Source organism: Pectobacterium wasabiae CFBP 3304 (assembly GCF_001742185.1).
In the GTDB taxonomy this organism is placed as follows: domain Bacteria; phylum Pseudomonadota; class Gammaproteobacteria; order Enterobacterales; family Enterobacteriaceae; genus Pectobacterium; species Pectobacterium wasabiae.
In genome coordinates, this window is sequence record NZ_CP015750.1 from 90503 (window position 1) to 102941 (window position 12439).

Annotated in this window: 10 protein-coding genes; 4 read left to right on the forward strand and 6 right to left on the reverse strand. The window is 54.7% G+C overall.

Going from position 1 to position 12439, the window contains the following annotated elements:
* Positions 1 to 16: 16 nt before the first annotated feature.
* From A7983_RS00495 to A7983_RS00505, 3 genes are all read right to left on the reverse strand, one after another.
* Positions 17 to 3106: an efflux RND transporter permease subunit gene (locus A7983_RS00495; protein WP_005969718.1), complete on the reverse strand. Its 3090-nt coding sequence runs from the start codon at positions 3104 to 3106 to the stop codon at positions 17 to 19.
* Positions 3103 to 4212: an efflux RND transporter periplasmic adaptor subunit gene (locus A7983_RS00500; protein WP_005969720.1), complete on the reverse strand. Its 1110-nt coding sequence runs from the start codon at positions 4210 to 4212 to the stop codon at positions 3103 to 3105. The genes A7983_RS00495 and A7983_RS00500 overlap by 4 nt, the downstream gene beginning before the upstream one ends.
* Positions 4213 to 4287: 75 nt before the next feature.
* The gene (locus A7983_RS00505; protein ID WP_005969722.1) at positions 4288 to 4902 is read right to left on the reverse strand and encodes a TetR/AcrR family transcriptional regulator; all 615 of its coding nucleotides are present in this window, start codon (positions 4900 to 4902) and stop codon (positions 4288 to 4290) included.
* Positions 4903 to 4989: 87 nt separating this feature from the next.
* Here A7983_RS00505 and A7983_RS00510 point away from each other — a divergent pair, with 87 nt between their 5' ends.
* Both A7983_RS00510 and A7983_RS00515 read left to right on the forward strand, forming a co-directional pair.
* Positions 4990 to 6492 (forward strand): efflux transporter outer membrane subunit, encoded by a 1503-nt coding sequence (locus A7983_RS00510; RefSeq protein ID WP_005969724.1) that lies wholly within the window; start codon positions 4990 to 4992, stop codon positions 6490 to 6492.
* Between the two features lie 77 nt (positions 6493 to 6569).
* Positions 6570 to 7355: an SDR family NAD(P)-dependent oxidoreductase gene (locus A7983_RS00515; RefSeq protein ID WP_005969727.1), complete on the forward strand. Its 786-nt coding sequence runs from the start codon at positions 6570 to 6572 to the stop codon at positions 7353 to 7355.
* A 132-nt stretch (positions 7356 to 7487) separates the two neighbouring features.
* Here the strand turns inward: A7983_RS00515 and A7983_RS00520 are convergent, their stop codons facing one another.
* Positions 7488 to 7868 (reverse strand): winged helix-turn-helix transcriptional regulator, encoded by a 381-nt coding sequence (locus A7983_RS00520; protein ID WP_005969729.1) that lies wholly within the window; start codon positions 7866 to 7868, stop codon positions 7488 to 7490.
* A 92-nt stretch (positions 7869 to 7960) separates the two neighbouring features.
* Between A7983_RS00520 and A7983_RS00525 the strand changes: the two genes are divergently transcribed.
* Both A7983_RS00525 and A7983_RS00530 read left to right on the forward strand, forming a co-directional pair.
* Positions 7961 to 8737, forward strand: a complete 777-nt coding sequence (locus tag A7983_RS00525; RefSeq protein ID WP_161601947.1) for an NADPH-dependent F420 reductase — start codon at positions 7961 to 7963, stop codon at positions 8735 to 8737.
* 273 nt (positions 8738 to 9010) lie between these two features.
* On the forward strand, positions 9011 to 10510 hold the full coding sequence (locus A7983_RS00530) for a SulP family inorganic anion transporter (protein ID WP_005969733.1): 1500 nt from the start codon (positions 9011 to 9013) through the stop codon (positions 10508 to 10510).
* Here the strand turns inward: A7983_RS00530 and A7983_RS00535 are convergent.
* Both A7983_RS00535 and A7983_RS00540 read right to left on the reverse strand, forming a co-directional pair.
* On the reverse strand, positions 10496 to 11446 hold the full coding sequence (locus A7983_RS00535; protein ID WP_005969735.1) for an ABC transporter ATP-binding protein: 951 nt from the start codon (positions 11444 to 11446) through the stop codon (positions 10496 to 10498). The two genes, A7983_RS00530 and A7983_RS00535, sit on opposite strands and share 15 nt — an antisense overlap.
* Positions 11443 to 12438 carry an ABC transporter ATP-binding protein gene (locus A7983_RS00540; protein ID WP_005969737.1) on the reverse strand — a complete coding sequence of 332 codons (996 nt, stop codon included), beginning with the start codon at positions 12436 to 12438 and terminating at the stop codon, positions 11443 to 11445. Before A7983_RS00540 ends, A7983_RS00535 begins: the two co-directional genes overlap by 4 nt.
* Position 12439: the final 1 nt, after the last annotated feature.

The following is a 12439-nucleotide window of genomic DNA, read 5'->3' on the forward strand; positions in this document are numbered from 1 at the left end:
TCTGTATCAGCACCGTTTATACCGAGACTAATTTATCGGTATACGCTTGATGGTCAGGGCGTATTTTGAACCAGATGGCATACATTGCAGGCAGGAACACCAGCGTGATGATGGTGCCGCCAAATGTCCCGCCAATCAGGGTATAAGCCAGCGTTCCCCAGAACACCGAGTGCGTCAGCGGGATAAATGCCAGAATGGCAGCCATCGCCGTCAGCAACACCGGCCGGGCTCGCTGTACTGTCGCTTCAACCACCGCGTGGAACGGCGCGAGCCCTTCCTGCTCGTTGTGATGGATCTGCCCTATCAGGATCAACGTGTTACGCATCAGGATACCCGACAGCGCAATCAGTCCCACAAGCGCATTGATGCCAAACGGCTGGTTGAAGATCAGCAGCGTTGGCACTACCCCAATCAGCCCCAGTGGTGCAGTGAGGAAGACCATCACCATCGCCGACATCGAGCGCACCTGTAGGATGATTATCAATAGCGTCATGGCAATCATGATAGGGAACAGCGGAGCCATCGCCCCGGTGGCTTTTGCCGATTCTTCAATTGGCCCAGCCTGCTCAATACGATATCCGGCCGGTAGTGTATCGATGACGGGCTGTAACTGTTTCAGGATTGCCGTCGAGACATCCGGCGGTTGCAGGTTTTCAGCGATATCACCGCGCACGGTGATCGTCGGGGTACGATCGCGACGGCGCAGAATAGGGTCTTCCATCTGCACACCGACATCCCCTATCTGTGACAAAGGAATACGCTGACCAGCAGAACCCACCAGCGTAAAGCCCGCTATCTTTTCAGGATCGAGTCGGATATTCCCCGCAGCGCGTGCCATAACTTGCACCGAACGAATGTCTTCACGCACCGACGTGATCGGAACGCCCGATAGCAGGAATTGAAGCTGCTGAGCGACGGCATTCGATGTCAAGCCCACCGCCTGTAGGCGATCTTGGTTGAGCGTAAAATGCAGCGTCGGTACCTTCGTGCCCCAGTCAGTGTTGACGGTTCTCATCATCGGGCTATCCAGCATCACCTTTTCTACCTTGCCTGCAATCTCGCGTAGATGAGATGGATCCGGCCCCATGACACGGTAGGCCACCGGGTAGGGAGAATACGGGCCAAACACCAGTTGGGTCACGCGGACACGCGCTTCAGGTACCAGCCCCTCAGCCGCGACTGCACGAAGTCGAAACTTCAGCGCCTCGCGTGCTTCTGGGTTATCCGTCCGCACAACAATCTTCGCAAACGACGGATCGGGCAGTTCTGGTGCCATAGCAAGGAAGAAACGTGGTGAACCCTGCCCGATATAAGACGTAACGATTTTTGCCTCTTCCTGCTTGCTCAGCCAATCTTCTATCTTCGCCGCCGCCGCGCTGGTCTGTTCAATGGAGGTGCCATAAGGCATCTGTACTTCTACCAAAACTTCAGGCCGATCGGAGGTCGGGAAGAATTGTTTTTTCACCAATCCCATACCTAAGATCGCGACAGTAAAGACGGCAATAACAGTACCTGCCACTATCCATTTTCGCGCGATGACGCGGGTCAGCACCCGGCGAAAGCGGTTGTAATGGCGCGTGTCGTAAATGGCTGCGTGCCCCCCCTGCACCGCTTTGATATCCGGCAGCATTTTCACGCCCAGATAAGGTGTAAAGACCACTGCTACCACCCACGAAGCGATCAGAGCGATACCCACAATCCAGAACATGTTGCTGGTGTACTCACCGGCGGTGGACTGCGCAAACCCATTGGGCATAAAACCGACGGCCGTCACCAGCGTGCCGGCCAGCATCGGTGCCGCCGTGTGACTCCAGGCATAGGCCGAGGCTTTAACGCGGTCATAGCCCTCTTCCATTTTCACCACCATCATTTCGATGGCGATGATGGCATCGTCGACCAACAAACCCAGTGCCAGAATCAATGAACCCAGCGTAATACGGTCGAAATTTTTGCCGGAAGCCTCCATCACCACGAAGACGATAGCCAACGTCAACGGCACGGCAGCAGCGACCACCACTCCCACGCGCCAGCCCATACTGACAAAGCAGACCACCATCACGACGAGCAGCGCGACGAAAAATTTGATCATGAATTCATCGACGGACGAACTGATATTCACTGACTGATCGGTAACTTTCGTGAACGTCATGCCGAGCGGCATACCCTCATTGATTTTAGTCGTCTCGACATCCAGTACCTTACCCAAATCCAGACCGTTCCAACCCTCACGCATAATGATGCCTAGCAACAGCGCTGGCTCACTCTGGTTGCGGACCAGGAAGGTCGCAGGATCTTCGTAGCCACGTTCAACGGTTGCCACATCCGCAAGCTGTAGTGTCCTGCCCTGTACGACGATTGGCGTTTCGCGGATCTTTTCCAGTTTGTCGAAGGCGCCATCAAGGCGAATAAAAACCTGCGGTCCGTTGGTGTCAATCGAGCCGGCAGGCGTCAATACGTTCTGGCTGTTGAGAGCGGAGAAAATATCCTGCGGAGCAATACCCAGCGTTGCCAGTCGATCATGAGAGAACGAGACAAAGATACGCTCAGCCTGCTCGCCGATGATATTGACTTTCTTCACTCCGGGTACATGAAGCAGACGCTGGCGCAACGATTCCGCATCGCGGACCAGCAGCCGCTGTGGCTCCCCCTTTGCCTTCAGCGCAAAGAGCGCAAAGGTGACATCGGAGAATTCGTCGTTAACCATCGGTCCGATCACACCTGCTGGCAGATTCTTCGCCTCATCACCGAGCTTCTTACGCGCCTGATAAAATTCTTCCTGCACCTGTGAAGGCGGTGTACCGTCCTGCAATGACAGCATGGTAAAAGCCAGTCCAGGACGTGTGTAAGTCTCACTACGGTCATACCATTTGAGCTCTTGCATACGCTTTTCAAGCGGTTCAGCGACCTGATCCTGCATTTCCTGCGCGGTAGCACCCGGCCAGGCAGAAATAATCGTCATCTGCTTGACCGTAAAGGGTGGATCTTCCGCGCGTCCCAGTTCGAAGAACGAGAGAATGCCGGCTACCGTAATCAGGATAATAAGGAACAGTGTGATTGAGCGCTCACGCACGGCAAGCGCCGAAAGATTGAATCGCCCCTCGCTCATGGTCGGCTCCCGGCGACACTGACATCGCTCTGTGCAATCGTTCGGACTGCTTCACCGTCATGCAACAGATGTGCGCCTAAAGCCACAATCTGTTCACCGGACTGTAGGTCGCTAGTCACCCTCGCCGCATCATCACTCAAGCCAAGCACTTGTACGGGTCGCCACGACACTTTGGCGGGTTTGCCTGAAATACCCCAGACACCCGGTCCTTTGCCCGTATCATAAATAGCAGCGATAGGCACCTGAAGAACTTGAGCAGGTAACTTACCTTCAGCAATATTGAGCGTGACAGTGGATCCAAGCGGCGCGCTCGCCAACGCGCCCTCAAGGACATACCTCGCCTCGAAGGTGCGTGTCACAGGGTCTGCCGCATCGGAGAGGAGTCGCAGTTTCGCTGGAACTGGCTGTTTATCGATACCGTACAGCGTTGCCTGAGCTTCGCTTCCGACAGCCGGACGTAGCGTCTCTGGTAATTGCACGATGGCCTCCCGCTGCCCCGCTCGCGCCAGTCGGATGACAGGCTGCCCTGCACTAACCACCTGCCCTGGTTCAGCCAGCGTTTCTACCACCACGCCGTCTGCATCGGCCAGCAGTACGGCGTATCCCGTAGCATTACGCGCCACATCGGCCTGAGCCTGCGCAGCGCTCAGATCCGCTTTCGCTGTCTCAGCAGCCGCCTTTATCTGATCGTAGGCTGAAGCGGATATAGCACCTGCAGCAACCAGACCTCGGTAGCGTGCTTCGTCATCGATCGCCTGCTTGGCACGGGCCCGGGCAGCAGTAACAGCTTGCTGCTGGGCTTGTGACTGCAAGCTGAGATCGATGGGGTCCAAACGCATCAAAGGCTGACCGCGTTTTACGGTCTGGCCAGTGTCCACCAGACGTTCAAGGATTTTTCCTTGCACCCGAAAACCCAGATCGCTTTGAATTCGGGCGACGACGACGCCAGTAAACGAGCGAGCAATCTCAGCGGCGCTTACCACGGTAGCCGCTCTCACCAGAGGAGGCAGATTGCGGGGATCGTCGACGTCAGAAGCGTCACCGCACGCCACCAGGGCGAGAGGCAACAGGCAAACAGCGATAGTGGCAGATTTGAGCCGAAGCATGGGTTCCCTTATTACATTAACAGGACAGAAACCACATTCTCCAACTAGTGACCAATATTGTCAATGGTCACCTATTTAAGGTGCCAGGCTACGTAATATCAACGACGACAGTAACACCGCCGCTGACGCTGCCGTATCCAGATTGTATTGCAGTTGAACGGGGCTGATATAAGGGCGCATGACCAGACAGAGCGCCGTCGTCGCCTCATCCAACGGCGTCTTGCGTTCAAACTCCCCGGATTGTCGTCCTTCAAGAATAATTTGCTGAATAAGTTGACGTAGCTTTTCTTCATATGTCGCTGCTGAAGGCCACCGATCGCGGGAAGACACAGCCGCGATGTCATAAAGCTTGCGGTCATGGAAAAATAAGTCACTGCTCGCCTCTGTTAAGGCTCTGAACAGGCGTCTCAGCTTTTCTGAAGCGGTTGGCGCATCCGCAATCGCTGAATTGACAGCATCCATAATCATCGCCAGTCGGTTAGCGCAAATCACCTCGCCAATCGCCTGTTTGGAATCAAAAAATTTGTAGATATATGCCTTAGAAAAACCAATCGCTTTGGCCAGATCGGACACGGTTGTCTTTTCATAGCCAAAATGTCCGAAGTGCTCAGTGGCAGCATCCACAATCTGATCGCGAACGCTATGGTCCGACGGCCCGCGCGGGGGATATGTATTCATACGTTTAGTCATTTTCCAAGCTTAGCTCATCGGGCTATGATTGACAACGAGTGACCAATTCGTAATATGGTCACTTACTTTTTGACTCAAGGAATTGCTATGTCATCCCTCCATACCCTTGCCCTGATTGTGGCAACCAGTTTAATGGCCGGTTGCGCGGTTGGACCGGATTATCATCGCCCAGACGCTCCGCTATCGGATCGTTATCAGGCGCAATCCGCCGTCCAGCAATCTGTCGCAAAACAATCTGCTGCGCAACAATCCATCGCAAAACAAGGAAACGCAATCCAGTCGACCAACATTGCGGTCTGGTGGGAGGGCTTCAATGATCCCTTACTGAGTGAGTTAGTTTCAAGCGCACTCGCACAGAATCTTGATTTAGCCCAGGCATCTGCGCGGGTGATCCAGTCACGCGCCGGGCTTAGTGCGGCAACTGCGGCTCTGCTGCCATCGGGCAGCATCAACGGACAAGGTGCTCGCGCCTATCAGTCGATTGAAACGCCACAAGGTCGGTTACTCAACTCGACTCCTGGCTATAATCGCTACGGGAATGCCTATGAAACCAACCTTAACGCAAGCTGGGAGCTTGATATATTCGGCGGTTTGAGGCGCGATCGTCAGGCAGCACTGGCTGACTATCAGGCTTCAGAGGCTGGCGTCGCAGCCACTCGTCTGGCCGTCGCCGCACAGACTGCCGATATCTATATTACTCTGCGCGGATTACAAGCTCGGCTAGAGATCGCCAATAGGCAGGTCAATACGCAGCAAGAACTGCGGGACAAGGTACAGCTACTCCACAGCAAAGGACTCGCCGCAGAGTATCAAGTCCGCCAAATCGAAGGCGCACTTTCACAGGTTCAGGCTAGCGTGCCGGTTCTCCAGATAGGGATAGATAGCGCGATGAACGCGCTGGACGTCATGCTCGGCACACCTCCCGGAACCCATCGCGCTCAGTTGGCTTCTTCGGGTGCCATTCCACCATCCCCACAGTTCATATCAACGGGTACACCTGCCGATCTGCTACGTCGCAGACCCGATATTATCGTAGCCGAACGCCATCTCGCGGCATCCAATGCGCGTATCGGAGTCGCCATCAGCGAGTATTATCCTAAATTCTCACTCAGCGCATTACTCGGCAGCGCAACGTCAGTATCGAGCGGCAACCTGTTCTCCAACGGTGCTAACCAATCGGCGGGTGTATTGGGGTTACGCTGGCGGCTCTTCGATTTCGGCCGCATTAACGCTCAGATCGATCAGGCTAAGGGACAGGAAGCCGAAGCATTGGCAGCTTACCGCCTGTCAATATTAAGCGCGACCGAAGACGTTGAGAACGCATTCTCGGCACTGCTCAATCGCGAGACGCAGACAACAACATTAACCGCAGGCGAAACTGCGTTGGCTAGCGCACGCCAGTCATCTTTCATCGCTTATCAGAAAGGGACAGCCAGCCTGATTGACGTCCTGCACAACGATGAAACCCTGTTGCAGACTTCCGACGCCAGAGCGCAGGCCCAGACGGAATCTGCACGCGCAGCGGTCGCCGCATTCAAAGCGCTCGGCGGCGGCTGGCAGCCTCCAGAAGTCGCCGAGAGGATGCCCTAAGATCCCCATGTACCGGTGCGTAGACAGCCATCGACGAGTACCTGCACCGTTCACAATAAACAACCGGAGTTATTAACATGACAGCAAAAAGCAATGCATGGGTGCTCATCACTGGGGCTTCAAGCGGATTTGGTGAAGAGTTCGCCCGTCAATACGCCGCACAGGGAAAATCACTCATCCTGGTGGCACGACGGCTCAACAAGCTTGAATTGCTGGCAGCGGAATTGCGGGAGCGTTTTAACATTGATGTGATGGTTGAACAGGCCGATCTTTCCGTGATGACCGCAATCAGCGATTTGCACAGTCGACTGCGGGAACAAAATATTGTGGTTGATATATTAATTAACAATGCTGGCCATGGTTTGCAGGGCAGCTTCTTGGATCAACCGCTGGATGACGCGCTGGACATGATCAATCTGGATATCGCAAGTTTGACAGCAATGACTCGGCTCTTTGCGGAAGATATGCGCGTCAGGCGGAAAGGACATATTTTGATGGTCGCCAGCCTGCTGTCGTATCAGGGCGTAAAGAACTTTGCCGTTTACTCAGCAGCGAAAGCGTATGTGCTCAGGTTCTCCGATGCTCTGCATCGTGAGCTTAAAAACGACGGCATTATTGTCACCGCGCTTTGCCCCGGTATGTCTGATACCGGCTTTGCTACCGTCGCCAACCAGAAAATAACGCCTCTATTAAAAGGAGCAATGATGCAGCCTAAACCTGTTGTTCAGGCTGGCATCCGTGCGCTTCAGGCCGGACGAATGAGCGTGATTCCAGGTATGGGAAATAAGGCAATTACCTTGCTGACCTGGGCCACTCCACGCTGGTTACATCAGGCCATCATGGCCCGTGTGATGGGCGTATAAAAATTAGCCTAAAAACTTGTGTGGGTCTAAGAAGAATGAAAGCAATGGCGCGCTTAGCATGAAACCAAAAGGTCAAGATCGGGTATGGAAACCCGCATGTAAAGTCATCGTAAGGCAACATATCCTCATGGATTATCTTGCCTCAGATTTTATATCCATAATACGGCGCCTTTCTTCAGCCCAGTCGATCAATGCTTCCATCGCGGGCCCCAACGCAATGCCCATGTTGCTCAGCGTATATTCAACTCGGGGGGGCACTTGCGGATAAATTGTACGTATAACTATGCCATCGCTCTCCAGTTGCCGAAGTTGCTGAATAAGCATCTTCTGGTTAACGCCTTCAACCAGACGCTCCAGGTCAGAAAAGCGTATCGGGCCCTTGGCCGCAAAGAGTTGACAGATGATGATGATTTTCCACTTTCCCTCCAGTACCCGAAGGGCCTCGGTGGTCGCCGCCGCCCATACCAACCGCTGCTGGGGATCCTCACAATTCCAGACACGTTCTTTCTTCATACTTACCTTTTAGGCCGCTACCCACTTATTGGTGTGTTCTTGTTACATTAACCTGTACATCCTAATATAACCAGAACAATCAGCTTACCTTAATGACAAGAGGCAAAAACATGGAAATAGGCATTATCGGGACAGGCAACATTGGCGGAACCCTTGCACGCAAACTTATAGCCGCGGGTCATCAGGTACGCGTTGCGAATTCCAAAGGCATTCATGGCGTTCAGAGCTTTGCCGATGAAATCGGGGCTACGGCAGTGGACGTCTATGGCGCAGTTAAGGGAGTCGACGCGATTATTTTGTCAATTCCACTACCCGCACTGGCATCGCTGCCAAAAGGGTTTTTTGATGACCTTCCCGAGACGGTACCGCTAATCGATACCAGCAACTATTACCCAGGCTTACGCGATCCGCATATTCCTGAAATTGATGGCGGTATGACTGAAAGCGTATGGGTGTCACAACAACTCTCACATCCCGTGATCAAAGCCTTCAACAACATTCTCGCCTGGTCGCTTGCAGAGCTTGGGACGCCAAAAGGTTCGACATCACGTTTGGCTATTGCCGTAGCGGGCGATAACGCCGCGTTAAAACAGATTGTCATGAATTTGGTGAATGACACAGGCTTTGATGCTGTCGATGCAGGCTCCCTGGAAGAATCATGGCGGCAGCAACCGTCAACACCAGCCTACTGCTGTGATTACGATGTGGAAACGATGAAGAAAGGCCTGGCAGCAGCCGTGAAGGGCGAAGCCGCGGCGAAGCGCGATCGCCTACCAGAGTTGTTTGGCAAACTGGGGGCAAACCCTACTCATGAAGATATCGTGGCAATGAATCGCTCGCTTAACCTAAATCCTACCGCAGATGATTAAGCTGGTAATAATGTAGTGCATCGGTATGGCATCACAGAACATATCATCGTACAGCTACCGTTCCCCAGTGCGAGGCAACAGCAATTCATTCAGCAACGCTTAGCGGGTAGCCGATCGCGGAAGAAAACACAATGTGTGGGCGGATAGAGCGAAAGCGCTATCCTCCCCTTCGTACCCCAACTGACTGCCAACACAGGACAGTATCTTTTATACTGCCGATAATTTATCCTCTCCCGCCTTTCGTCATTGACTACAAAAATTAAGCCTGCACATATGATTTCATCCCCCAATGCAACACCGACGCCGGTTCAATCAACCACGTCAACGCTTGCAGCCTTACGATCGCCCTCGCTGCTGATGCGCGAAATTTTGGCGGGCACTATCACCGCGCTGGCGCTTATTCCCGAGGTGATTTCGTTTTCTATCATCGCGGGCGTAGACCCAAAAGTCAGCCTGTTCGCCTCTATTGTCTTGTGCTTCACCATGTCCTTTCTCGGCGGCAGACCGGCGATGGTTACGGCGGCGGCGGGTGCCGTGGCGCTGGTTATCGGCCCGATGGTGCACGCACACGGCGTGGCCTATATTCTGCCCGCGGTGATTATGGCGGGGATCATCCAGATTCTGTTTGGGCTGGCTGGGTTAGCGAGAATGATGCGCTACATCCCCCGTTCGGTGATGATCGGTTTCGTGAATGCACTGGGTATCCTGATTTTCGCCGCACAGGTGCCGCATATTTACGGGCAGTCCTCGCTGGTCTGGCTGTTGTTTGCGCTGACGGTGGCAATCGTGTTGCTGCTGCCTTATGTGGTGAAAAGTATTCCCGCACCGCTGGTCGCGATTGTGACGGTGACCGCGATTGCGATGTTTACCGGCATCACGGTGCCTAACGTCGGCGATGCTGGCCCCATGCAGCCCGGATTGCCAAATTTCACCCGATGGCTAGTGCCATTCAATCTTGAAACGCTGCACATCATCTGGCCGACCGCACTGAGTATTGCCTTTGTCGGGCTGATGGAATCGCTGTTAACCGCCAAACTGGTCGACGACATCACGGATACCCCGTCCAGCAAGCGCCGCGAATGCTGGGGACTGGGCGTTTCGAATATTTTCGCCGGATTCTACGGCGGCATTGCCGGGTGTGCGATGATCGGACAAACCGTGGTCAATGTGGAGTTAGGGAAAGCACGCACACGTATCTCTACCCTCGCCGCCGCACTGGTACTGTTGCTGCTGGTGACCGGCCTGAGCGAGATCATGGCTAAGATTCCGATGGTGGTGCTGGCAGGGATTATGATGATTGTCGCGTTGAAAACGATGAACTGGCATAGCCTGCACCCTACGACGCTGAAACGGATGCCGCTGTCGGAAACGCTGGTGGTCATCGTAACAGTTATCGCTACCGTCTCGACGGGAAATCTGGCGATCGGCGTGGCGGGTGGCGTGATCTTTGCCATCCTGCTGTTTGCACGCCGCGTGGCACACGTTATTCATGCGGAACGTCATGTGAGTGAAGACGGGCAGTCGGTACGCTACACGGTACGCGGGCCGCTGTTCTTTGGCAGCAGCAACGATCTCTTCGAGCACTTCCTGTATGCACAGGATCCGCAAAACGTCACCATCGATCTGACGCACGCCCAAATCTGGGATGCCTCCAGCGTGGCGGCGCTCGACGCTATCGAAACCCGCTATCACCGTTACGAGGCGAACGTCGCTATCATCGGGCTGGATAACCACAGCAGCAAAATTCACCAGCGCCTGTCAGGGCATCTCTGATTGGGTACAGGCGACGCGATGCTCCGCATCGATCCAATATTCTTGCGTTGGGTGTATGCGGCATCGCGCCAGTGTGCCAGGTGTCGGTTCGTCAAACTGACACCCGCCATCTTGTCTTTGCAGCGCGTCAATCTGAACAGCCCGCTTTAACCGCGGATGCGCAGGCGGAATCGATGCCAACAGAAAGCGCGTATACGGATGACGCGCCTGTGAAAACAGCGTCGCAGCGGGCGCTTCTTCGACAATACGCCCGCGATACATCACACCAATACGATCGGCAATATGGTGTACCACGCTCAGATCGTGAGCGATAAACAAATACGCCAACCCCTGCTCCCGCTGTAACGCCAAAAGCAAATTCAGAATTTGCGACTGGATAGAGACATCCAGCGCCGAAACCGGTTCATCACACACAATCAATTTAGGTTCCAGCACCAGTGCGCGAGCAATCCCGATACGCTGGCGCTGCCCGCCGGAAAACTCATGCGGAAACCGTCCCGCATCCGCAGCGGTAAACCCGACTCGCGTCAACATCTTGACTACCTGCGCCTTGCGCCATTGGCTGTCGTGTATTCCGTGGATAATCAGCGGTTCTTCAATGCTATACCCGACGCTACGCTTGGGGTCGAGCGAGGAGAGCGGGTCTTGAAAGATCATCTGCATGTCGCGCCGCAACTGTCGTAGCTGCTCTGCACTCTGTTGTCGGAGATCGTGACCGGCAAAGTGCAATTCACCGGTATTCGCGGGTGTCAGCCCTAAAATACTGCGCCCCGTGGTACTTTTGCCACTGCCCGACTCCCCAACCAGTGCGTAAGTTTCACCGGGGAAAATATGGAAACTGACATCATCCAGCGCCACCAGCGTTTTTTTGCGCCATCCGTGTCCGACCCGAAAGGTTTTACGCAGGTTTTTCACCTGTAATAACGGCGCGATCATACGCCGCTCCCGAGGCTGTCCACTTTCCAACAGCGTACACGATGGTCCGCTCCGTCAACCACGGAGAGTGCAGGCGGAGAACGGTGACAACGTTCATCCGCCAGCGGGCAGCGCGGGGCAAAACCACAGCCGGTTGGCGGATGGGACAGCGGAGGGACACTGCCAGTTATCTCCGGTAGTTCGCTTTTACGCGGCGCATCAAGATTAGGCACCGCACGCAGCAGCGCCTGGGTATAAGGATGACGAGCATGATCAAACAGCGTGAACACATCCGCCTGCTCCACCACTTCCCCCAGATACATCACGATCACGCGCTGACACATCTGCGCCACCACCGACAGATCGTGAGTAATCAGCACGATGCCCATGTCGGTTTCGGCTTTTAACTTATCCAACAGCGAGAGAATCTGCGCCTGAATGGTGACGTCGAGCGCCGTTGTCGGCTCATCGGCAATCAGCAAGCCCGGCCCGCAGGCAATGGCGATAGCAATCATCACGCGCTGACGCATCCCGCCGGATAGCCGATGCGGATAGCTCACGGCACAGGCCGCCGGATCGGGTATCCCCACCTGTGTAAGCAGTTCATGTATCCGCGCTTTCCGCGCCTGACGCGATAGCGTGGTGTGCTGGCGCAGGCTTTCCTCTATCTGTTCACCGACGGTATAAACCGGATTAAGACTGGAGAGCGGGTCCTGAAAAATCATTGCCAACGCATTACCACGCAGGCGTCGTCGCGCCTCATCTGACAGCGACAGCAGCGGCTGGCCGTTCAGACTGGCCTCGCCGTCGACCCGGCTAGCGCGTGGAGGCAATAGCCCCATCAACGCATCGGCGGTGACGCTTTTACCACAGCCAGATTCACCGATGATGCCCAGCGTCTCACGCGGTTTCACCTCAAAAGAGATCCCTCGAACGGGGTGCAAGAGGCCAGACGGCATGGCAAACGTGACTCTCAGGTCTTTGACAGACAGTAGCGGCGTTTCACTCATCATA